Annotated in this window: 18 protein-coding genes; 16 read left to right on the forward strand and 2 right to left on the reverse strand. The window is 39.5% G+C overall.

Going from position 1 to position 24,566, the window contains the following annotated elements:
• The first annotated feature begins 93 nt into the window (after nucleotides 1-93).
• On the forward strand, nucleotides 94-2,016 hold the full coding sequence (gene dnaK / locus H4J61_RS10270; protein ID WP_182184985.1) for a molecular chaperone DnaK: 1,923 nt from the start codon (nucleotides 94-96) through the stop codon (nucleotides 2,014-2,016).
• A 313-nt stretch (nucleotides 2,017-2,329) separates the two neighbouring features.
• Complete coding sequence (gene dnaJ / locus H4J61_RS10275) at nucleotides 2,330-3,472, forward strand: molecular chaperone DnaJ (RefSeq protein WP_182136483.1); 1,143 nt, start codon at nucleotides 2,330-2,332, stop codon at nucleotides 3,470-3,472.
• A 179-nt stretch (nucleotides 3,473-3,651) separates the two neighbouring features.
• Here the strand turns inward: dnaJ and H4J61_RS10280 are convergent, their stop codons facing one another.
• Complete coding sequence (locus H4J61_RS10280) at nucleotides 3,652-4,122, reverse strand: Lrp/AsnC family transcriptional regulator (RefSeq protein WP_182136577.1); 471 nt, start codon at nucleotides 4,120-4,122, stop codon at nucleotides 3,652-3,654.
• A gap of 258 nt (nucleotides 4,123-4,380) precedes the next feature.
• Here H4J61_RS10280 and nhaA point away from each other — a divergent pair, with 258 nt between their 5' ends.
• The 5 genes from nhaA (at nucleotide 4,381) to H4J61_RS10305 (ending at nucleotide 8,901) form a co-directional block, all read left to right on the forward strand.
• Entirely contained in the window at nucleotides 4,381-5,586 is a 1,206-nt protein-coding gene (gene nhaA / locus H4J61_RS10285) for a Na+/H+ antiporter NhaA (RefSeq protein ID WP_182184986.1), read from the forward strand.
• A gap of 42 nt (nucleotides 5,587-5,628) precedes the next feature.
• Nucleotides 5,629-6,498 carry a prohibitin family protein gene (locus tag H4J61_RS10290; RefSeq protein WP_182136575.1) on the forward strand — a complete coding sequence of 290 codons (870 nt, stop codon included), beginning with the start codon at nucleotides 5,629-5,631 and terminating at the stop codon, nucleotides 6,496-6,498.
• Nucleotides 6,499-6,700: 202 nt separating this feature from the next.
• The gene (locus H4J61_RS10295) at nucleotides 6,701-7,288 is read left to right on the forward strand and encodes an elongation factor P hydroxylase (protein ID WP_182185211.1); all 588 of its coding nucleotides are present in this window, start codon (nucleotides 6,701-6,703) and stop codon (nucleotides 7,286-7,288) included.
• Nucleotides 7,289-7,399: 111 nt separating this feature from the next.
• On the forward strand, nucleotides 7,400-8,545 hold the full coding sequence (locus H4J61_RS10300) for an ATP-NAD kinase family protein (RefSeq protein ID WP_182184987.1): 1,146 nt from the start codon (nucleotides 7,400-7,402) through the stop codon (nucleotides 8,543-8,545).
• Nucleotides 8,546-8,628: 83 nt separating this feature from the next.
• Nucleotides 8,629-8,901, forward strand: a complete 273-nt coding sequence (locus H4J61_RS10305; protein WP_182184988.1) for a YfcL family protein — start codon at nucleotides 8,629-8,631, stop codon at nucleotides 8,899-8,901.
• 92 nt (nucleotides 8,902-8,993) lie between these two features.
• On the opposite strand, the gene mnmC is transcribed toward H4J61_RS10305, so the two are convergent.
• Nucleotides 8,994-11,009 (reverse strand): bifunctional tRNA (5-methylaminomethyl-2-thiouridine)(34)-methyltransferase MnmD/FAD-dependent 5-carboxymethylaminomethyl-2-thiouridine(34) oxidoreductase MnmC, encoded by a 2,016-nt coding sequence (gene mnmC, locus H4J61_RS10310; protein WP_310650053.1) that lies wholly within the window; start codon nucleotides 11,007-11,009, stop codon nucleotides 8,994-8,996.
• 171 nt (nucleotides 11,010-11,180) lie between these two features.
• On the opposite strand from mnmC, the gene fabB reads away from it, so the two are divergent.
• From fabB to H4J61_RS10355, 9 genes are all read left to right on the forward strand, one after another.
• Entirely contained in the window at nucleotides 11,181-12,392 is a 1,212-nt protein-coding gene (gene fabB, locus H4J61_RS10315) for a beta-ketoacyl-ACP synthase I (protein WP_182136572.1), read from the forward strand.
• A 591-nt stretch (nucleotides 12,393-12,983) separates the two neighbouring features.
• Nucleotides 12,984-13,334 (forward strand): 5-carboxymethyl-2-hydroxymuconate Delta-isomerase, encoded by a 351-nt coding sequence (locus H4J61_RS10320; protein WP_182184989.1) that lies wholly within the window; start codon nucleotides 12,984-12,986, stop codon nucleotides 13,332-13,334.
• A gap of 48 nt (nucleotides 13,335-13,382) precedes the next feature.
• Nucleotides 13,383-14,501: a 4-phosphoerythronate dehydrogenase gene (locus H4J61_RS10325; protein ID WP_182184990.1), complete on the forward strand. Its 1,119-nt coding sequence runs from the start codon at nucleotides 13,383-13,385 to the stop codon at nucleotides 14,499-14,501.
• 23 nt (nucleotides 14,502-14,524) lie between these two features.
• The gene (locus H4J61_RS10330; protein WP_182137022.1) at nucleotides 14,525-15,550 is read left to right on the forward strand and encodes an aspartate-semialdehyde dehydrogenase; all 1,026 of its coding nucleotides are present in this window, start codon (nucleotides 14,525-14,527) and stop codon (nucleotides 15,548-15,550) included.
• 447 nt (nucleotides 15,551-15,997) lie between these two features.
• Nucleotides 15,998-20,131, forward strand: coding sequence for a FimV/HubP family polar landmark protein (locus H4J61_RS10335; protein WP_182184991.1), 4,134 nt, complete (start codon nucleotides 15,998-16,000; stop codon nucleotides 20,129-20,131).
• A 691-nt stretch (nucleotides 20,132-20,822) separates the two neighbouring features.
• A complete protein-coding gene (gene truA / locus H4J61_RS10340) occupies nucleotides 20,823-21,605 on the forward strand; it encodes a tRNA pseudouridine(38-40) synthase TruA (protein WP_182137012.1) in 783 nt (260 codons plus the stop codon).
• A gap of 146 nt (nucleotides 21,606-21,751) precedes the next feature.
• Complete coding sequence (accD, locus tag H4J61_RS10345) at nucleotides 21,752-22,609, forward strand: acetyl-CoA carboxylase, carboxyltransferase subunit beta (RefSeq protein ID WP_182137011.1); 858 nt, start codon at nucleotides 21,752-21,754, stop codon at nucleotides 22,607-22,609.
• Between the two features lie 10 nt (nucleotides 22,610-22,619).
• Nucleotides 22,620-23,894, forward strand: coding sequence for a bifunctional tetrahydrofolate synthase/dihydrofolate synthase (folC, locus tag H4J61_RS10350; protein ID WP_182184992.1), 1,275 nt, complete (start codon nucleotides 22,620-22,622; stop codon nucleotides 23,892-23,894).
• Between the two features lie 18 nt (nucleotides 23,895-23,912).
• A complete protein-coding gene (locus H4J61_RS10355) occupies nucleotides 23,913-24,545 on the forward strand; it encodes an SPOR domain-containing protein (protein ID WP_182184993.1) in 633 nt (210 codons plus the stop codon).
• Nucleotides 24,546-24,566 lie beyond the last annotated feature (21 nt).

A 24,566-nucleotide genomic window follows, 5' to 3' on the forward strand; every position in this document is an offset into this window, starting at 1 on the left:
ATAGTTGAAAAAACTTTTTCCTGTCCCCACTTACTGTTCATCGAAAGATTTAATCTTTATTTTTAACGTAATAAGTATTCGGAGATCCTCAAGATGGGCAAAATAATTGGTATTGACCTAGGGACAACAAACTCTTGTGTTGCTGTTCTAGATGGCGGTAAAGCACGTGTAATTGAAAATGCAGAAGGCGATCGTACAACTCCTTCAATCATAGCTTACACAGAAGAAGGCGAAACGTTAGTGGGTCAACCTGCTAAACGTCAGTCAGTAACAAACCCTAAAAACACATTGTTCGCCATTAAGCGTTTAATTGGTCGTCGTTTTGAAGATGAAGAAGTTCAACGCGATATAAAAATTATGCCATTTGGTATTGTTAAAGCCGACAACGGTGATGCTTGGGTAACGGCGCGTGATAAAAACATCGCTCCACCACAAGTTTCTGCTGAAGTTTTAGCAAAAATGAAAAAAACAGCAGAAGACTATTTAGGCGAAAAAGTAACTGAAGCCGTTATTACGGTTCCTGCTTACTTTAACGATGCACAACGTCAAGCAACTAAAGATGCGGGTCGTATTGCGGGTCTTGAAGTTAAACGTATCATCAACGAGCCAACTGCTGCTGCCCTTGCTTACGGCATGGACAAGCAAGAAGGCGACAAAGTTGTTGCGGTATACGATTTAGGTGGTGGTACATTTGATATCTCTATCATCGAAATTGATGAAGTTGAAGGCGAGCACACGTTTGAAGTACTAGCGACTAACGGCGACACTCACTTAGGTGGTGAAGATTTTGATAACCGTTTAATCAACTATCTAGTAGCTGAATTCAAGAAAGATCAAGGCATGGATTTAACTACTGATCCTCTTGCTATGCAGCGTTTGAAAGAAGCGGCAGAAAAAGCAAAATGTGAGCTTTCTTCAGCACAACAAACTGATGTTAACTTACCGTACATCACTGCTGACGGTTCAGGCCCTAAGCATATGAACATCAAAGTAACGCGTGCTAAATTAGAGTCTTTAGTTGAAGACATGGTTAAAGCCACTTTAGGTCCGCTTAAACAAGCACTTAAAGATGCTGACCTTTCAATTAGTGACATTAACGACGTTATCATGGTAGGTGGTCAAACACGTATGCCTATGGTACAAAAAGTTGTTACTGAATTTTTTGGTAAAGAACCTCGTAAAGATGTTAACCCTGATGAAGCTGTAGCTGCAGGCGCTGCGATTCAAGCGGGTGTACTTTCTGGTGATGTAACTGACGTACTATTATTAGACGTTACACCATTATCATTAGGTATTGAGACTATGGGCGGCGTGATGACGAAAGTTATCGAGAAAAACACCACTATCCCAACTAAGCAATCTCAAACATTCTCTACCGCAGACGACAACCAAGCGGCAGTAACCGTACATGTTGTGCAAGGCGAGCGTAAGCAAGCTTCAGCAAACAAATCTCTTGGTCAATTTAACCTTGAAGGTATTGACGCTGCACCACGTGGCACACCACAAATTGAAGTAACTTTCGATTTAGATGCTGATGGTATTTTGCACGTAACGGCGAAAGATAAGAATACCGGTAAAGAGCAAAAAATCACCATTAAAGCTTCTTCTGGTTTATCAGATGAAGAAGTAGAGCAAATGGTACGTGACGCGGAAGCAAATGCTGACGAAGATGCGAAATTTGAAGAGCTTGTACAAGCTCGTAACCAAGCTGATGGCATGGTTCACGCAACGCGTAAGCAAATTGAAGAAGCAGGCGACGATTTACCAAGCGAAGACAAAGAGAAACTTGAAACAGCATTAGATGAACTTAACGTTGCCATTAAAGGCGATAGTAAAGAAGAAATTGATGCCAAAACTCAAGTGGTTGTCGAAGCTTCAGCTAAGTTAATGGAAATTGCTCAAGCTAAAGCTCAAGCACAAAGTGGCGCACCTGAAGGTGAAGCTCCTGAAGCTGATGCACCAGGCGGCGACGATGTAGTTGACGCTGAATTTGAAGAAGTTAAAGACGACAAGTAGTCAATTGTCAGGTTGCCCTTGTATCGGTCAATAGCAGCGCGGACATGCTCACATACATTGTATGCTCGGCGTGTTCACCCTGTTCTAGCAGGATACGATGACAACAAAAACAATTAAACTTTGTGGTTTAGTTAACATAAATTAAAGCGCTGATAGTTATCGGCGCTTTATTATGTAAAGTAACAACGAAAAATTAATTATTACCTGATGTTAATTTGCTTAGATTTTTAAGGTGTTAAAGTGAACGCTACAGCGTCTAAGAAAGAAGTTAAACAAATTAGTATCCATAAATAGAAGTAAAGAAATCAAACCTATGTCAAAACGCGATTATTATGAAGTGCTTGAAGTGTCTAAAGATGCAGCTGAGCGCGATATCAAAAAAGCTTACAAACGTTTAGCAATGAAATATCACCCAGATAGAACACAAGGTGATAAATCAAAAGAAGAACAGTTTAAAGAAGTTAAAGAAGCTTATGAAATATTAAACGATGATCAAAAGCGTGCGGCCTATGATCAATACGGCCACGCGGCGTTTGAACAAGGCGGACATGGCGGCGGCGGCGGTTTTGGCGGCGAACAAGATTTCGGTGATGCCTTCGGTGATATTTTTGGCGACATTTTTGGTGGCGGTGGTCGCGGTCGTGGTGGTCAATCTCGCCAGCGTCGTGGCTCAGATTTACGCTACAACCTTGACCTTAGCCTCGAAGAAGCGGTTAAAGGTAAGACTTTAGAAATTAAAGTGCCTACCTTTGTGAGTTGTGACCCTTGTGACGGTAGTGGCGCTAAAAAAGGCACCAGTGCGAAAACGTGTTCAACCTGTCATGGCCATGGTCAGGTACAAATGCGTCAAGGCTTGTTTGCAGTGCAACAAACCTGTCCAACCTGTTCTGGCAAAGGTAAGGTTATTACCGACCCTTGTACTTCATGTCGTGGTCAAGGCCGTGTTGAAAAAGAAAAAACTCTATCTGTTAAAATTCCACCGGGTGTTGATACCGGCGATAGAATACGTTTGTCAGGTGAAGGTGAAGCCGGTGAACATGGCGCACCCGCAGGTGACTTATATGTGCAAGCGAATGTTCGAGACCACAAAATATTTGTTCGTGATGAAAATCACTTATTTTGTGAAGTACCGATCAGCTTCACAACGGCTGCTTTAGGTGGCGACATTGAAGTACCAACGCTTGAAGGTAAAGTTAAGCTGAAAATACCGAAAGAGACTCAAACAGGTAAAATGTTCCGTTTGCGTGGCAAAGGTGTCAAGTCAGTACGCAGCCACTCAATTGGCGACTTAATGTGTAAGGTTGTCATTGAAACGCCGGTAAGTTTATCGGGCGATCAAGCAGACTTACTTCGCCAGTTAGAAGAAAAAATGGGTAAAAGCACCAGCAAGCATAGCCCAAAAGAAACCGGTTTTTTCGACGGTGTGAAAAATTTCTTCGATGATCTTAAAAGCTAAGATAACTCGAATATAATTCAACACTAAAATCCCGCACTATGTTGCGGGATTTTTATGTACAGGAAGTAGGGGCAGTTTTTTTGTTCCTGACAAAAACTAAGTACCTACATATTTGTAGGTTATATTTAGGCAATGTCGCGAGTGCATGGATGCACGTGAGGATATATTTACAGGATGCATTACTCATCATCAAAAATGGGTAATACGCCACTGCGACTATGCTCAAAAATAAGTGAAGTTTCTACTGTGGTGACTTCTTCGCGAGAAGTAATGGCATTGAAGACAAATTGACGTAAGTGTTCACTATCTTTTACAGACATGTGAATAAAGTAATCATAGCTTCCACCCATGTGATATAAGCTGACAATTTCAGGCAGCTTAAGTAGATCATCTCTCAGTTTATTCACAATTAACTCTGAATACGGTTGTAACTTTATTGCCGCTATTGCTTCAATGTTGCCGCCAATACTCTTGAAGTTGATATCAATAAAAGCGTTATTGATTACGCCATTATTTTTCATGCGTTTAACACGCTCTAAACAAGTTGAGGGCGCTATACCTATCTGTGATGCTAATTCTTTGTTGGTAATATCAGCGTCTTTATAAAGTAAGGTGAGAATACGTAAATCTATATCATCAAGTTTTTTCATTTATACAATTAGCCTTTGGGAGAACATTTACTGGATTTTATTTTTACCAATTTACATATTACACTTATTAAATCCAATATTACCAGCGAACTGACTATAAAGATGAATTATTTTCGATATTTTTGCATCTTTCCGAATTATTGTCATTAATTGCTACCAATGTAAATTAAAACTATTACAAATTAACAGCTTAACAAATTTGTAAAAATCCGCCATGTGACATATTATGTCATGTCGACAATTAATTGATGAGAACAAATGATTATTAAAAGTGTTAATGATTTCTTAAAGCTTGAAGCTGCCAGTGGCATTATATTAATGTTAGCTGCAGTTGCGGCGATGATTATCGCCAATTCGCCGTTTATGGTCTACTACGACATGCTGTTGAGCATTCCAGTTCAAGTGGCCGTTGGCAGTTTTGAAATAGCTAAGCCACTATTATTGTGGATAAATGACGGCCTAATGGCGTTGTTCTTCTTTCTTGTGGGTTTAGAGCTTAAACGAGAATTTATAGAAGGAGATTTATCACAACCAGGACAAGTGACATTGCCGGCCATAGGTGCTTTAGGCGGAATGTTGATACCCGCTTTATGCTATGTCGCCTTTAATTATAATGATCCAGATGCGATTAATGGTTGGGCAATTCCAACCGCTACTGATATTGCTTTTGCCTTAGGCATTTTGTCAATTATCGGTAGTAAGGTACCGTTACAACTCAAAGTGTTTTTAACCTCGTTAGCCATATTTGACGATTTAGGCGCGATTATCGTTATTGCTTTATTCTATACTGATCAACTTTCATTATTATCCTTAGTTGTTGCCGCCAGTATTATTGCTATTTTATTTACGATGAATAAACGTGGCGTCACCAATACCGCACCTTATATTTTCTTAGGTGTTGTACTTTGGATAGCGGTATTAAAGTCAGGTGTACATGCGACATTAGCCGGTGTTGTGTTAGCTTTCTTTATTCCTATTAAAGGTAAAGAAAATGAGCCATCGCCGCTTAAGTCTTTAGAGTATAATTTGCATTCGTTAGTTGCCTTTATTATCTTACCGGTATTTGCTTTTGCCAATGCAGGAATAAGCTTTGCGGGTGTTGGTATTGAGCAAGTGATGGCACCTGTACCCTTAGGCATTATTGTCGGCTTGGTTGTTGGCAAGCAACTTGGGGTATTTGGTTTTTGTTTTATTGCTATAAAGTTGGGTTGGGCAAAAATGCCCGCTAAGGTTAATTGGCGTTTGCTTTATGGCGCGGCAATATTATGTGGTGTGGGCTTTACCATGAGCTTATTTATTGGCTCTTTAGCTTTCGAGCAAGGCAATGGCGTTAACCTTATGTTTCAAGATAGGTTAGGCATTGTGATTGGTTCATTGATATCAGGTATTTTTGGTTACATCATTATTAAAGGTGGTGTTGACCGTCTTGCAGAAAGTGAAGAAAGTGACGATATAAAAGAATAAATGCAGATAATAAATTCTATACAAAATAAAAAAGGTTTACTCATGAAAATAGAACAATTTAATATCCCAGTAAAATCGCTTGTCGTTGTTGCCGCAGTTGTTGTTGCTGGCATTGGCTCTGTGTATACGGTTAACGAAGGTCATATCGGCATTGTAAAGCGCTTTAGTGAAGCCAAAGAGCAGGTAAATCCGGGTCTACATTTTAAAGTACCTTTTATTGATAGCGTTGAAGAAATAGAAGTGCGCACCCGTAAAAATGAAGAGAAAATGGCATCAAGTACCAAAGAGCAAATGCCGGTAACTATTAGTGTATCAGTGAACTGGACCGTTGATAAAGCCGCGGCATTGGAGTTATTTAGACAATATGGCGGCTTGTCACAATTTGAAAACCGAATTTTAGATCCCCGTTTTAGATCAGCGACAAAAGATGTTATTCCACAATATGACGCAGAAAAGCTTATTCAAGACAGAGCGGGTGCGATTCAAGCGATTGAAGCTAACTTCATTGAAGAAATGAAAGAATTTCCGGTTACTGTCGACAATATTCAAATTGAAAATATTCAACTTCCCGCGAAGTATTTAACCTCAATTGAAACTAAACAAACCGAGAAAAATTTAGCAGACGCAGAAAAGCACAAGTTAGCCAGACAGAACCTTGAAGCACAGCGTGATGTAAATACGGCGAAAGCCAAAGCGGATGGTATTAAATTAGTCGCGATTGCCGAAGCTGAGTCTATTCGAATTAAAGGTTTGGCAGAAGCCGAGGCTATCACGGCTAAGGCGAAAGCACTGGGTAATAATCCGTTAATTGTGAAACTGACTGAAGCGCAAAATTGGGATGGTAAATTACCTGCAACTATTTTAGGTAGCAGTAATATGCCGATTTTAGATATGAGAAGCACTAAAGATTAGGCTAAGTCAGTGTAGACTTTAGCTTAAGCCCGATTAGGTACTTAACGGCTTGAGTGATTTTTTTTAAAACGGCGATGTAATAATCGTCGTTTTTAGTTAGAATAAGCTTAACTTTAAAATGCCATAGCGGTTAGCACTCGCTAGGTATTTCAGTATATTTACCTAAACAAGTTCTTTAATGTCAGAGCCTATGTCCAAGCCTATGTCAATACTGTCCGCTGATGAAGTCGCTATCAAAAAAATTTCACATCACTATCAAGATTTGATCCAGTTATTCGATACCAGTTTCTATAATTTGTATAATACGCGATTAGTTAAAGGTGGCGATGAGCCTATTTATATGCCGAATAACGAGCAATGTGATTTTAATCAGATTATTTTTGCTCATGGCTATTTTGCTAGTGCGTTACATGAGGTTTCTCATTGGTGCTTGGCAGGGACTTCGCGGCGATTATTAGAAGACTTTGGCTATTGGTATATTCCTGATGGTCGTGATCAAAGCCAACAACAAGCATTTGAGCAAGTAGAGATTAAACCGCAGGCGATTGAATGGGCGTTATGTGTCGCTACAGGAAAAGCCTTTGATGTTTCTAGTGATAATCTGCTGGGTAACGGCGAAACTGACCGAGTGGCGTTTAAAGCTAAGGTGTACCAACAAGTGCTTGCCTATCTTGAATACGGTTTTCCTAACGATGCAGCAAGATTTATTATCGCTTTAACAAATTATTATCAAACGCCTTGGCCTTTAGTCTCTGAGCATTTTAAATTTTCAGACCATGAATGTTTTTGAAAATAATTTTTTTGAAAATAATGTTATTAAAAGTAATGTCATTAAAATTAAAATCCTCAACAGAACAGGTGTTTTTGAAATATATGGACGGAAAATTTATGAGATTAATTAATGAAACAATTTAAATTAGGCTTAGTCATTAATCCTATTGCGGGTATTGGTGGTAGTGTGGCATTAAAAGGTAGCGACGGTATTGGCATTGCGGAACAAGCGATTGCGCTTGGCGCTACGGCAAAGTCAAACACTAGGGCATCGCTAGCGTTAGAAATATTGCTCCCTTACAAAGAAAATATCATTATTTATACCGCTGCTGGCGATATGGGCGAGCATACAGCTAAAGCGTTAGGTTTTAACACCCAAGTGGTATATAAAGTTGAAAATAGGCTTGAGCATAGGCATACCACAGAGCTTGATACTGAGCAGGCAGTCGGCGCATTAATCACTAAAGATATTGATTTACTGTTATTTGCTGGCGGTGATGGCACTGCACGTAATGTGTGCCATATTGTTGAAGACAAGTTTCCGGTATTGGGCATTCCAGCCGGTTGCAAAATTCATTCAGGTGTTTATGCTATTACGCCTAAAGCGGCTGGGCGAGTGGTGGAACTGATGATAACAAATCAATTAGTGAGCTTAACCGACGCTGACGTTATGGATATTGATGAAAGTTTATTTCGCCAAGGCATAGTAAAAGCAAAGCGCTTTGGTGAAATGCAAGTACCATCAGAGTTACGTTATATTCAAGCGGTTAAATCGGGTGGTATAGAGTCAGACGAGTTGGTGTTACAAGATATTGCTGCGGATGTTATCGCTAAAATGGATGACGAGCTATTTATTATTGGCTCAGGCTCTACCACGGCTTTTGTTATGGAAGAGCTGGCGCTTGACAATACTTTACTGGGCGTCGATGCGATAAGCGAGCAAGCCTTAATCGCCAGTGATTTAACTGAACCTCAGCTTTGGCAGTTAATTCAGCCTTATGCACAAGGTAAAGTTAAACTGCTTATTACCTTAATTGGTGGTCAAGGTCATATATTTGGCCGCGGTAATCAACAATTGAGCCCACGTGTTATTCGCGCTATAGGTAAAGAAAATATTATTATTATCGCAACAAAAGCAAAATTGAATGCGCTGGCAGCTAGGCCTTTAATTGCTGATACCGGCGACAGCGAACTCGATATGGTTTTGTCAGGCTATTTGGCGGTTATCACAGGTTATAATGATCAAGTATTATACCCGGTTGCTAGCCCGCAATAATAAATAGCTCTCCTGAACAAACGTTAAATATATTAAAAGTAGACGCAGTTGAAAAACGAGTCTACATGAATTTGGAATTAAGCATGCAATTTGAAAACCTTACTGCGTTATATCACTTTTTAGATGAACAAGTTACACAAGATGTCAGCGGCGATGATTTATTTGCCGGGAGTTATTTAAGAGGATTTATTAGTTTAGCGGGCAGTGAATATGGCGATGAGTCACAAGTGTTAACGCAAACGTTAGCGATAAATATTAGTGAGAAGTTACAAGTTGCTCGTACTGAGCTTACGCCACAAGACCACCAAATTGTACAAGATTATTGGCTAGGATTAAAAACGGCTTTTACAGCGTGATTTTTACAGCATAAGTTTTATTGCTGTCAGTTTGAAAAAAAGCAGCTTTCATATTGAATTAGCTGCTTTTTTTTAGATTTAAGTCGAGAAACTCAATCGAACTTACGACGAATAATGTCTCGAATAACAAAGCGATTTGGCGCCAGGTTAAATAACTGTTCATTATTTAGTGGATAGGGTGTACCACAAATATCAGCGGTTAAAATATCGGCCAATAAAGGCGCGGTACAAAGTCCTCGCGCCCCTAATCCAGTCAACATATATAGATTTTCAATCACGGGTGCTTGTTGATTATAGCGCCAACGTTTATCTTTACTTAAGTGCGGGAATTGCTGCTTATGACCAGCAATGTCAGGCATAGCACCTACCATTGGTAAGTGATCCGGCGTCATACAACGTAAGCGCGCTTTGCTACTGAAAATATCTGTACTTTGCCATTGTGTTAAACCCGGTAAGCATTTATCTAGCATAGCAAGATTAAATTGGTCTTCTTCGGCTTTGTTGTCGATATCAAAGCTGTGCTTTTGAAACGTTGCTCCGATGCAGTGCAGGTTTTTATTCGCTGGTGTTAAATAACCTTTATGGCAAATAACGGTTGCTAGTTTGGCAATTTTTTCATTACTGGTCATATTACTGACTTGGCCACGTACCGACGTTAAGGGTAATTGCTCAATCAGGTTCAAGGGGATACCTTGGGCGCCGCCACAATAGACAATAACATTGGCTGGATAATTATCGGTATCGCTGTGTAGTAACCATTTCCCTTGAGCTTTTTGGCTAATTTTATTAATTTTACAACCAGTTTCAATGCGCAGGCGATGACTTAATTCAGCCGCCTTAAATATTTGCTTTACCAGTTGAGCAGGGGCTATCCAACCCGCTTTAGGGAAGAATAGCCCGCCATGATTAAGGGCTATGTCTGCTAATGCGCTAGCTTGGTTTTTATCAACACTATGAATTAAGTTTTTTGGCCAAACACTAGAGTTCGCTATATGTTGCTGACGCAATTCTAAAGCGGGTTTATAGGATATTTCTAACAGGCCACACCAGTCGTGATCAAAGTGAAATCCTAGCTCGCTGATACTTTTATAATAAGTGAGTGCTTGCTCAAAAGCTTGTTGATAAAATAGGCTAATATCATCGGCTTTTTGATGAATAAGTGGGTATAGTGCGGCAATATTATTACTCGATGCGCCTTGAGCAACACTGAAGTCTTGGCAATATACTGTTACTTTAACCCCAGCTTTTGTTAAGGCATAGGCGGCACATGCTGACGCTATACCACCACCGATAATACTGACATGTTGCGGTTTATTCACTATAGGGCGTTGCTGATAACCTTTGCCTGAAAAAGGATTTTGCTGAAATACCGCGCTAAGCATTTCATTTTTTTTACCTATAGCAGGGCGTTTTTCAACCCGAAAACCGGCAGCAACAAGTTGGCGTTTAACTTCTCCTGATACCGTAAAAGTGGCTAACGTTGCTTGCTCGTTTGATAAACGGGTGATTTGCTTAAAAAGCGCTTCGTGCCACATTTCAGGGTTTTTGGCGGGTGAAAAACCATCAAGGAACCAAGCGTCAATCTTTGTGGAAGGACGCACTGCTTTCTCGTTTCCCAGCTGAGCTAAACCTTGTGTGGCATCGTTAAATATTAACTGGAGTGTGACTGACCCCTCAAGAAAACTTAGCGTAATATCTTTATCAAAACGTTCAGGGTATTGTGCAGTAAGTTGTTGACTGTATTCTTTAAGTTGCGGAAAAATTGCTAACGATTGCGCCAGTTGCTGTTTTGATAAAGGATATTTTTCCACACTAATAAAGTGCAAAGTACTCACTTTAGCTGGCGCTGAATTTTGCTGGTGAGCGGTTAATTTTATTTGGTCAAATACCGCTAGGGTCAATAAAAAATTTAATCCCGTACCAAAACCCGTTTCAGCAATGACAAATTTTTCTGGGTACTGGGCTAGTCTTGCTTTAAGATTATTGCCATCAATAAAAATGCATTCACTTTGGCTAGTGCCATGGTTGGTATCAAAATAAATATCTTCAAACTGGCTTGAATAAGGTGAACCGTCAGCCTCAAAGGTAATTTTTGTTTGAACAATCACAATATTAACGTCTTCCGTTGGAGGTGAAAAAAGGTTATTTTATCTATTATTACAAAATATTGTTATAAAATGAAAAAAATTCAGTGTACAAGTGTACGCTGGACAGACCAGTATAGGGGGCAAAAGTATGTATGATACGCCCAGATTTTTTAATTGAATATGGTTATTAATATGAAACGTGTAGTTATCACCGGATTAGGTATTGTATCAAGTATTGGTAATGATACAGAAGAAGTATTAGCGTCGTTAAAAACAGGGCGTTCAGGTATTACCCGTTCTGAAAGTTTTGCTGAAATGGGTTTGCGTAGTCAAGTTTGGGGCAAGCCTGACATTGAAGTAAAAGACCACATTGACCGTAAAGCCTTACGCTTTATGGGTGAAGCTTCAGCTTTTGCTTACATAGCCATGGATCAAGCGATTAAAGATTCAAAATTAACACCAGATCAAGTCTCAAACTTCCGCACAGGTATTGTGGCGGGCTCTGGTGGTGCTTCTTCAGAAAACGTCGTTAAATCAGCAGACACACTGCGTGAAAAAGGCGTTAAACGTGTTGGGCCTTACGCGGTACCAAAAACCATGTCGAGCACCATTTCTGCCTGTTTGGCAACACCGTTTAAAATTTTAGGCGTTAACTATTCAATTAGTTCGGCTTGTGCTACCAGTGCCCATTGTATTGGTCACGCGGCTGAGCTTATTCAACTAGGTAAGCAAGATGTAGTATTTGCCGGTGGCGGTGAAGAAGTTCATTGGTCATTAGCGATGATGTTTGACGGCATGGGCGCGTTATCTTCTAAATACAATGATACACCTGAGCTAGCTTCACGTACCTATGATGCAGACCGTGACGGTTTTGTTATTTCAGGTGGCGGCGGTATGGTTGTTGTTGAAGAGCTTGAGCACGCTTTAGCGCGTGGCGCGCATATTTACGCTGAGATTGTTGGCTACGGTGCAACATCAGACGGCTTTGATATGGTGGCACCAAGTGGTGAAGGCGCTATTCGTTGTATGCAACAAGCCATGCAGGGTGTTGACGCGAAAGTTGATTATTTAAATACCCATGGCACCTCTACGCCAGTAGGTGATGTTAAAGAGCTTGGCGCGATTCAAGCGGTATTTGGTGATGATTCTCCAGCCATTAGTGCCACTAAAGCCATGACAGGTCATGCTTTGGGTGCCGCTGGTGTTCATGAAGCGATATTTTCATTATTGATGATGGAACATAGCTTTGTTGCGCCATCTATTAATATCAATACCTTAGATGAAAAAGCTGAAGGCTTAGACATAGTTACTGAAAAGCGTGACATGGAGCTGAACTTAGTGATGTCAAACAGCTTTGGTTTTGGTGGCACTAACGCCACACTGGTTATGCAAAAGTATAAATAAAACCGCATTAATTGGCTTTTAGCCCAAACTGTTTATCAAGCCGCTAATTTAGCGGCTTTTTTATATTCAGTACTTTTTATATTCAGGATAATGGTATGGTGCGATCACCTGACCGCTCTTAGACATGCTGTCTTTTAGGTATGAGTACATCTTTGTATGTCGAAGAATAGTTATACCAATTTCATTAATTAGGTGGTCTACTTTATACGCAGGAAAAATGGCCAAATATAAGGCATTTATTTAATAACTAGTTGTTCTAATTATTAAATAAATAACGCAGTAGTGGGTTATTTTAACCAGTAAAAATGATCAGATAATTAGTGTGATTGGTATTCGCTTTTATGATTGCGAAAAAAGCTAAGTAACGATATCCATGGCTGCAGAGCATTAATAGATTTAGGTCATTACTCCTACACTACTCCGACATTAGGCTAATGACCTAGATCTAGGTCAGCATATATAGCTTGCTAACATATACTTAAGCCTAAAGTATTAGAAAATTGGCTAAATAACCTAGCCTTCGATATTCTTTTTAGCCTAGATTTTCGTTACAATAGCTATCTTGTTTGTTATTAATTGTGTCTGCCTATTATGCCTCATTGTATTGTTGAGTATTCTGCAAAAATTACCGAAAGTTTGCCCGTAGAACAGCTAATGCACGCTGTTTATAAAGGTGTAAACCAAAGTGAATTATTTACTGCAGCTAATATTAAAGTCCGAGCATGTACTTATAATGACTTTTATCTGCCGGGTGCTGAGCAAGTCTTTGTCCATGTCAATTTAAAAATATTATCAGGGCGTGATTTATCACAGCGTAAAAAACTGACTGAAAGTGTTAGCAATCAACTTGAACGCTTGGGTATTGAAGAGGCGGTAATTACGGTTGAAGTAACAAAAATTGAAAAAGAAAGTTATATTAAGAAAGTCACATTAACGGCGTAAACCCTGTCGTCATACTTTTATGACTTTCTGATGAATTGGAAACGCTAAATGAATATTTTTTATGATGAAAATATGCCGTTTGCGGCGGATTTTTTTGCTGATTTAGGCGTGTTAACAGCATTTTCTGGCCGCGATTTGTCGGCAGCTGATATTAGTGATGCTGACGTGTTATTAGTGCGTTCAATCACTAAAGTCAATGAAGCCTTGTTGCAAAATAATAAAACCTTAAGTTTTGTCGGTACTGCAACCATTGGCGTTGATCATATAGATCAAGACTATTTAGCCGATCGAGCGGTTAACTTTTGTTCTGCACCGGGTTGCAATGCCGTCTCTGTCGCTGAATATGTTCTGAGTGCCTTAGTCGTATTAGCAGAGCGATATTTAATAACCTTATCAGGGTTAACCGTCGGCATTGTTGGCGCAGGTAATACTGGCTCAAGGTTAAGTGAGAAGTTATCGGCTTTAAATATTAAGCATGTTTTATGTGATCCTATACTGGCTGAAAATTCAGTGGATAAACGAAATTTTGTTACCCTTGAGCAAGCGTTAAGTTGCGACGTGGTTTCGCTACACGTGCCCTTAACTCGCACCGGTCCGAATGCGACTTATCATTTATTGGATGCCGGCCGATTAGCTCAATTTAAAGCTAATCAAATACTGATTAATGCTTGTCGGGGTGAAGTTATCGACAATGCTGCTTTATTGAAAATCAAGCAGCAAGGACATACGTTAAAGCTGGTATTAGATGTGTGGGAAAATGAACCCAATATATTATCCGCTTTAATCGCGTATTGTGACATTACCACCGCGCATATTGCTGGTTATAGCTTAGAAGGAAAAGCTCGTGGCACAGAAATTCTCTATCAGGCATTATGCCGACAGCTAGATATTTTGCCAAATAAGCAGCTTACTGACTTTTTACCGATATCGGCAATTGGCACTATTGAAATTAAACAAGAATTTGATGAAATACTGTTAAACCAGCTAGTAAAAATGGTATACGATGTTAGGCGTGACGATGCAATTTTTCGTCAACAAATTAATATTCAAGGATTTGACCATATTCGTAAAACTTACCCGACTCGCCGGGAGTTTTCGTCAATAACTGTCAACTTGAATAACGCGTCGAGTTTAGATGTGCCACATCAGCTTGGCTTTAATAAATAAACTGGATAAAAAGAGAGAGGAACATGGCACAGAAATTTGATGTTTGCGTACTAGGAGCAACGGGTTTAGTTGGTAAAACAATTATTGAAATACTAGAACAGCGCGACTTTCCCATTAATAAGCTTTACCCATTAGCGAGCGCTCGTTCAGCGGGTGAATTTATTGACTTTAAGGGTGAAAGTATTGAAGTTTTAGATGCCGACAATTTTGATTGGAGCCAAGCACAAATTGGTTTCTTCTCAGCTGGCGGTGAAATATCGGCAAAGTATGCGCCAATAGCGGCTAATGATGGCTGTATTGTTATCGATAATACCTCTGAGTTTCGCTATGACGCTGATATTCCATTAGTTGTACCGGAAGTTAATCCACAAGCATTAGCTGAATACCGTAACCGTAATATTATTGCTAACCCGAATTGTTCAACCATTCAAATGATGGTGGCATTAAAGCCTATCTACGATGCCGTAGGTATTTCACGGGTTAATGTTTGTACTTATCAGTCAGTTTCTGGTGGTGGTAAAGCGGCTATGGACGAGTTAGCTAAGCAAACTGCAGACTTATTGTGTGGCAAGCCGGTCGAGCCGAAAAATTTCTCTCGTCAAATTGCTTTTAATGTTATTCCACAAATTGATGTATTTCTTGAAAATGGTTATACCAAAGAAGAAATGAAGATGGTTTGGGAAACTCAGAAAATATTGGGCGATGACAGTGTAATGGTTAACCCCACAGCTGTGCGCGTACCGGTATTTTTTGGTCACGGTGAATCATTACATATTGAAACTAACTCACCTATTTCTGCTGAAGAAGTTAAAGAGTTACTGAGCAAAGCACCAGGTATAGTGGTTTGTCACAAAGATGAAGACTTTCCAACGCAAATTACTGATGCTAGCGGTAAAGATGAAACTTTTGTTGGTCGCATTCGTGAAGACATTAGCCACAACAGTGGTATTAATATGTGGATAGTTGCCGATAACGTACGTAAAGGTGCAGCAACGAACAGCGTTCAAATTGCTGAGTTATTAATTAAAGAGCACCTTAGCGAGTATTAAACGCTAAGTAATAGCTTTACTAAAGAAACTTGAAAACCCGTCGTTATCATAAACGTCGGGTTTTTTGTTTTTATAGTCACTATACCGATTTGATTAAATAAGTGATGATCTTTTCATCAGGAAAAATAGCTAAATACCAGGCATAAAATTTAGTCAGCAGTTATTGACCTTATAAATTTTATAACGCCGTAGTTTTTCATTTTAAGCCTTAAAAATGAACAGGTAGTCAATCAACCTGATATTACAACTTGGTATTATTTAACTTTTATTAAATTAACGATAAGATAAGTATTGTCGCGTTAATTTGATAATATAGTGAAAATTAGCGAGCATTTATCCAATTATCTAGCAGCAATGATTAAGAACTGGAATGATTCTTGCTCTAAAACCTCATAGCTTGGTCCCGTCATTGTATTGGCGCATAATTATTATAAATAGGAAATTTTAATGCAAACATTGTTACGTCTGTGCCTATGGCAGGTACTTATTATTAGCATTAGCTGTTTTAGTCTACCTATTTCTGCTGACGATGGTATACGTATTCGTGGCCCACAATCGACAGATGCTTTTCCTTATGACCGTTATGGACCGATTGTAGGCAAAGATACTTTATGGAATATTGCCCTGCAAGTGCGGCCAGACTCGGGTTTGTCTGTTTATCAAGTGATGCAAGCACTGTATGAAAATAATCCTGACTCTTTTAAAGATAAAAATTTAAATCACATGATCAATGGTCAGTATTTAAAAATCCCCTCAATTGCAGCAATGAGAGCCATTAACCCTGAAGGCGCACAACAAAAATCAGTTAGTGATGATAAAGCTTGGCAAAAGAAAGTGCTCAAAATAGCCCCTAACAAAGTGCGGCCGCCAGAAGAAACCTCGGTGAATAAAAAAGACTTAGATGATGCTAAATCAGAAATCAATGTGCAGTTACAGGCTATAGACAGTTCTCAACAGCAAAGATTCGCCACCATACAGAATGATGTTTTAGATTCAATCGATGGCTTACAAAGTCTACTAAAAGAGAATGAAGCATTACGTCAACGCCTTACCAGCTTTACTGACCAACTGGGCGTTATGCAGAACGAAGTAGCTAAAAGCAAAGAAATAAAAGTGCAGATGGACGATATGATCTCACTGCAACAAGCTTTACTGGCAAAAGCTGAAGCTAGAGAGCAAGCTTTATTATTAGAAAAACAAAAAGCTGATCTCGAAGAAGGTAGCTTGATGTCAAGCACATGGTTTGTTGTGTTAATGGCAACCTTACCTGCCATATTAGTGTTGTCATTTTTAGCTTTTTTATACCGACGTAAAGCTAGTAGCGAAAATGTTGTGCCTACAAAGAAAGAAAAAATCGTTGAACCGACAACTAAGCCGACAACCAAACCGATAAATGAGCCAGAGTCTACAAGTGTAGACGATGAATTAGCGCTTGATGAACTTTCACTCGACGATGAATTATCAATGGATTTATCAGAGAATGATGAAGGTGATAATGATTTATTTTCCGATGACTTAGATGATTTAGACGAGCTCGAAGATATTTCTTTAGACAATGACTCGGAAACTATTTCTTTAGATGATGACATTGTTGAAGGTGAAGCCTTAGAAGGTGGTCAGTTAGACCAAGGCGACTTAGACTCCTTGTTTGCAGGATTAGAAGACGAACCGAGTACGGACGATGATACAAAGCTTGATTCAGACCAAATTGATCAAAGTGAATTAGATAGTCTATTGGCTGAGAGTACTGAAAGTACGAAAAGTGAGTCAACAGCAAGTGACAACTCTGAAACCCTGAACGAGCCAGAAGATGTTGACGCTTTGTTGGATACCGCCAGTGAAGATATAAGTGAAGTATCAGCCCCTGAAAATACGGCACCAGAAGCGACAAGTGAAGTATCAAGCACTGATGACACTGATACATTAGAAGACTCGATAAATGATCAAACTGATTCGTCAGCAGCCAATAACCAAAAAGTGAAAGATACTGCAGCAGAAGAGACTAATGACGTATCAGCCCCCGATGATATTGATGCACTGCTAGACTCTGTAAATGATCAAAGTGATACGTCAGCAGCCAATAACCAAAAAGCGGAAGATACTGCACCAGAAGAGACTGATGACGTATCAGTCCCCGATGATATTCATGCACCGGTAGACTCGGTAAATGATCAAAGTGATACGTCAGCAGCCAATAACCAAAAAGTGGAAGATACTGCAGCAGAAGAGACTAATGACCTATCAGCCCCCGATGATATTGATGCACCAGTAGACTCGGTAAATGATCAAAGTGATACGTCAGCAGCCAATAACCCAAAAGTTGAAGATACTGCAGCAGAAGAGACTAATGACCTATCAGCCCCCGATGATATTGATGCACCGGTAGACTCGGTAAATGATCAAAGTGATACATCAGCAGCCAATAACCCAAAAGTTGAAGATACTGCAGCAGAAGAGACTAATGACCTATCAGCCCCCGAAGATATTGATGCATTGGTAGACTCGATAAATGATCAAAGTGATACGTCAGCAGCCAATAACCCAAAAGTTGAAGATACTGCAGCAGAAGAGACTAATGACCTATCAGGCCCCGATGATATTGATGCACTGCTAGACTCGATAAATGATCAAAGTAACACTTTACCAGTCAATGACCAAAAAGTTGAAGAAGATAACTTAGCCGCGAAGACAAGTGAAGTATCAGACCCTGATGATATTGATGCTTTGTTAGACGCAATAAATGACACAGACGAAGAAGCGAACAGTGAAGTATCAGACCCTGAAGATATTGATGCCTTATTAGACGCAATAAATGACACAGACGAAGAAGCGAGCAATGAAGTATCAGACCCTGATGATATTGATGCTTTGTTAGACGCAATAAATGACACAGACGAAGAAGCGAGCAGTGAAGTCTCAGATCCTGATGATATCGATGCCTTATTAGATTCAATAAATGACACGGGCGAAGAAGCGAGCAGTGAAGTATCAGACCCTGATGATATCGATGCTTTGTTAGACGCAATAAATGACACGGGCGAAGAAGCGAGCAGTGAAGTATCAGACCCTGATGATATTGATGCTTTGTTAGATTCAATAAATGACACGGGCGAAGAAGCGAGCAGTGAAGTCTCAGACCCTGATGATATTGATGCTTTGTTAGACGCAATAAATGACACGGGTGAAGATGCTAGCAGTGAAGTCTCAGACCCTGATGATATTGATGCCTTATTAGACGCAATAAATGATACGGGCGAAGAAGCGAGCAGTGAAGTCTCAGATCCTGATGATATTGATGCCTTATTAGATTCAATAAATGACACGGGTGAAGATGCTAGCAGTGAAGTATCAAACCCTGATGCAACAGCAACAACAAGTAATCCGGCTACAGCATTGGCAAGTGAGGATATCAATAATGACGATATTGCTACTTCAGCTCCATCGGATAATGAAAATATAGCACTGATTAATAATTTTACTGATGAATATGTACAATCATTTTTAGATACTGACTTTAGTGAACAATCGAATGAAAGTACTGACGAAAAAGAGGTTGTTGAGCCGCAAAAAAGTACAAATATAGATAGTCAAACTGGCACAAAGAGTCAAACTGAAAACTTAACGGCCAACAACGAAGAAATTTCAGATGATTTTGATTTCGACACTCTGACTGATGAAGTCAACCAAACGCCTGAAGCGAGTGACGCACCATTAGATATTGGTGATGATATTCTTGATACTACATTATTTGATAAAGAGTTTGATCAAGAATCTGATAACGAATCTGATAACGAATCTGATAGCGAATTGGCTAGTGATTTACTCAGTGAAAAGGCTGAAAATAAAGCGGCAGAGCAAGCTAGCAGGGCTACTGATGAAGAAACTTTACCAGTATCATCTGACGACTTCGACGAATCAACTTTAGCCAATTTGCTCAATGATGAAAAAGATAGTAATGATATGGTGGAATTATCACCAGATTTTACTGATAGCAATGTATTAGCTGATTTACTCTCTGGTCATGATGACACTGCACCGAGCGCTGCTAAAAACACTACAAAGAGCAACGCTGAAGAAGTTAATGGTATGAAAGAGCTTGATAACTTAGATTTTGATGACTTATTGGCCAATATTGAAGAAGAAAGTAGTCAACCTGCCAGTGATAATGGTAATGATGATTTTGACATCGGTGATGACTTTGACATAGGTGATGACCTAGAGACAGTTGAGGAAGATATAGCGCCAACAAAAGATAATTCGGATAATAAAACTGCAGATAAAGATTTTATTTCTGTAGATTCTTTGTTATTTAATAGTCTATCAGATGGTGAGCCAAGTGAACCTTATGAAAAAATGAATATTGATGTCGGTTTGAGTGAATTTCCTGAGTTTTCAGGTGATCTCACCGAAGACGATATTGATGATGACAATGGTATTGCGGCAAAATTAGATTTGGCTAAGGTGTATCTTGAGATTGGTGATGACGATAACGCCGAAGTGATTTTACTCGATGTTATTAAACAGGGTGATGCACAACAACAACTTGATGCACAGCAACTATTAGACAAGCTAAAAGACTAACTAAGCTGTAGTATTTTAGCTTGGGTAAAAAGGCTGCAACTTGCAGCCTTTTTTGATCCTTTTATCGACAAGTCGTTGCATCAATTATTTTGCGAAAATCAAGCGTTTTTAGGCCTAGCTTCATCGTCTTAGACTCAGCTTAAATACCTTTAGGCAAGACTTTGTGTAGGTAATGGCTATGCTTGGTAACCGCTTATTTTTTTCCTAATGTCCTACCGTCATATCAACACCTTATGAGATCAATAACAGGCATATAGCCGTTTACACACTTACCTTAAAGCTGATTAAGAAACTGATCATGGCGCCAATAGATAAACCATATGAATGTGCACAGCAGAGCAACTGTGAAGATAAAGCCCAGTAAAAATATGCTTGAGCTATTTCGCACATTCAAAAGCCCTCAATATAGCGCCAAGTGAATTAATACTAAGTTTATTAATTAGCTGTTCATGTTTAATGGTTAAAATGAAAAACTATGGCGTTATAAAATTTATAAGTAGTGGAAGTTCATAGAATAACTACTGATTAAATTTTATGTCTGGTATTTATCTATTGTTCGGCATGAAAAAGGTGCTTACTTAATTAATCAAATGGGTATAATTTATTATTTTATTGGTCATTAGCCAATAGTCACTTGGTAATAATCAGTAAAATAATAGATAATGTCGTGATCTTAGCAGTGGAGGATAAAATGCGTTACGCTTTAGGCATAGAATACGATGGTAGTAACTACTACGGTTGGCAGAGACAAAAGAATGTTATTAGTGTGCAGGAGTCATTAGAAAAGGCTTTATCAAAAATAGCAAATGAACCCATTGAGGTAGTATGTGCAGGCCGAACCGATACTGGGGTCAACGCGACTAATCAGGTCATTCATTTTGAAACTGATAAAGTCCGTAAAGATGTTGCTTGGACACTAGGCGTTAATACTAACCTACCAAAAGATATTGCGGTATCTTGGGTGAAAGAGGTTAATGATGACTTTCATGCGCGCTTTAGTGCAACGGCTAGACGGTATCGTTATATTATTAATAACAATCGGTTACGGTCAGCGATTTTAAGTTCAGGTATTAGCTTTTGTCATTTTCCACTTAATGAAAATTTAATGCATCAAGCCGCACAATATTTGGTGGGTCAACACGATTTTACGTCGTTTAGAACCGTGCATTGTCAATCACATTCTCCAACCCGTACCTTGCATCATTGTAATGTTTCTCGCCAAGGTGAGTTTATTATTATTGATGTTAAAGGTAATGCGTTTTTACACCATATGGTGAGAAATATTGCTGGTAGTTTGATGAAAGTAGGTCAGGAACTAAAACCAGTGAGTTGGCTCAAAGAAGTATTAGAAGCAAAAAATCGTTGTGTTGCTGGTATCACAGCACCATCGGCTGGACTATACTTTGTTGATGTTGATTACCCTGAGGAGTTTGGCATTCCAAAGCGCAACCCAGGACCCTTGTTTTTACTATAATCAAATATTAGAAGTAAACAGACCAGTTTTTCCTATAATTATATAGGTGTTCTATGGTTTAATTCATAGTATTAGCAAAAATTTTATATTTAGTGGTTGTATTTTAAACAATTATTAGATCTTTCGTGTATAGGCAAAAATATATTATGAGCTGGATTGAAAAGATTCTCCCAAAAGCAAAGTCGACACAAAAAAGAAATATTCCAGAAGGTGTTTGGAGTAAGTGTACTAGCTGTAACGCGGTTCTATATAAAATTGAGTTAGACCGACAGATGTCGGTTTGTCCAAAGTGTGATCATCACATGCGAATTTCTGCACGTAAACGCATTGACGGTTTTCTTGACCAAGGCGAGCGAGTCGAGCTAGGTGAAGAATTTGAAGCACAAGATATTCTCAAATTTAAAGACTCAAAACGCTATAAAGATCGTCTTTCAGCGGCGAAAAAAAGTACCGGTGAAAAAGACGCCTTGGTGGTAATGAGAGGTGAATTACATGGGCAACCTATTGTTGTTGCTGCATTTGAATTCGGCTTCTTAGGTGGCTCAATGGCATCTGTTGTTGGAGCGCGTTTTGTTAAAGGTGTTGAGTACTGTTTAGCAAATAATGTACCTTTTGTTTGTTTTTCTGCTAGTGGCGGTGCGCGTATGCAAGAAGCATTGTTTTCATTAATGCAAATGGCAAAAACCAGTGCAGCTTTAGCAAAAATGAGTGAAAAAGGTCTCCCTTACATCTCAGTATTAACCGATCCAACTATGGGTGGTGTTTCAGCAAGTTTGGCGATGCTAGGTGATATTAACGTGGCTGAACCCAAAGCATTGATTGGTTTTGCCGGCCCGCGCGTTATTGAACAAACGGTACGTGAAAAACTACCTGAAGGTTTTCAGCGCAGTGAGTTCTTAAAAGAGAAAGGCGCGATTGACATCATTGTTGACCGCCGTGAAATGCGCAGTACTTTAGCAAGAATGCTTGCTAAGTTTATGGGACAAGATAGCCCAGCAGCCTAACGGTAAACTCATGTCAAAAATGACTCAAAGCCATTCACAAAGAAAAAATCTTACTGAATGGCTTTCTTATTTAGAAAGCATTCACTCAGTCGAAATAGAGCTTGGCTTAAAGCGTATTACCGCTGTGGCGAAAAATCTTAATATTGCTTTTCCTAGGTCAACGGTGATTACCGTTGCTGGCACTAATGGCAAGGGCACTACCTGTGCTTTTCTAGAAAATGCATTTTTAGCACAAAACTTAACTTGTTCAGTTTACTCTTCACCTCATATTGAGCGCTTTAATGAGCGTTTGCGCCTTAATCGCTGTGAAGTGAGTGACAAGGCACTCGTGAGTGCTTTTGAAACTATAGAAAGCGCCCGTGGCGATATTAGCCTAACCTACTACGAATACACTACATTAGCGGCTTTGTTGGTTTTAATGGCCGAACAGCCCGAGGTTATTATTCTAGAAGTTGGCTTAGGTGGACGTTTAGATGCGACTAACATGATCGACGCCGATATTGCCGTCATTACCACTATTGATTTAGATCACCAAGCATTTTTGGGTAACACGCGAGAAGCTATTGGTTTCGAAAAAGCGGGCATAATGCGGGCAAATAAAGTGGTGGTAGTGGGTGATACTAATCCACCTAGCTCATTAATCACTCACGCTAACGATATTGGTGCTATAGCGTATTCTCGCGAGCAAAAATTTACTGTTGAACAAGGCGATAATAACACTTGGCATTGGCGCAGTAGTCACCAGGTTTTTTCAGCACTGACTCCTTGCCAAATACCCCAAGACAACGTGGCAACAGCGATTATGGTGTTGAGTGTTTTAGCGGATAAACTCAGTTTATCGTTAGATAGTGCCTTTATCAATCAGGTTATTACTCAAACAAAAGTCGCGGGGAGAATGGAAAAATTTACTCTTGATTGTGATGTTATTTTAGACGTTGGTCATAATCCACAAGCGGCGCGATATTTAGCAGCACAATTGCAGCAGTTAAACTATCCTAAGGTTCATGCTGTGCTAGGCATGTTGGCAGATAAAGATATCACCAACACCATAGCACCACTATTGCCAGAAGTTGCGCATTGGTATATAGGTACGCTTGATATTAACAGAGGCTGTGAAGCAAAAAAAATCCTTGAAGCTACAGAAATAGACCCGGCTAAGGTGAATTGTTTTGACAATGTCTCTCAGGCATTTAAAATGGCTAAAAAGAATGCAAAAGCAACTGATCTTATTCTGGTTTTCGGATCTTTCTATACGGTTGCTGAAATAAGACGTTTGTTAGTTTAGCCATGCTTGGAGTCTAATTTGTCTACACCATTTCAAAATCGTTTAGTGGGTACCATTATTGTTGCAGCTATCGCCATCATATTTTTACCTGATGTACTTGATGGTGACAAAAAAACTTACCAAGATAACTTTGAGGCCATTCCAAGCACACCTCAGGTAGACTTTTTGCAAGCCAAAAAAAGCTTTCCAGAAGAAAAACTGGCTAATTTACCCGTAGAGTCTATTTCTGATGAGCTTGCCCTGGACGAGCAAAGTGTTATCGACTCAGCAAAAGCCCTTAAGGAAAAAGGTGTTACCGTCTCTACTTTATCCAAAGAGCCTGATTTTTCAGCTGCGCCGGCAGTCGCGTCAGCAAAAACTTTGGTGACTGAAACCATAAAAAAAGCACCTAGCAAAGCAATACCTCAACAGGCGTGGGTCATTCAATTGGGCAGTTTTCGTCATCAAAATAATGTTGATGACTTACTCAGTAAATTACAAAAAGCCGGCTACACCGCCTTTACTAAGCCTATTAAAACTAAAAATGGTAATTTGACCAAGGTGTGTATTGGACCTGAATTGATCAAGTCATCCTTGGAAGCACAGTTACCGGCATTGAAAAAGTTGACTAATGTGCAAGGTAAAGTGGCTCGCTTTTATCCAGCTAAATAATAAAATTAATAGTAAATCCTA

This window comes from Colwellia sp. MB3u-4 (genome assembly GCF_014077065.1).
Taxonomy (GTDB): Bacteria; Pseudomonadota; Gammaproteobacteria; order Enterobacterales; family Alteromonadaceae; genus Cognaticolwellia.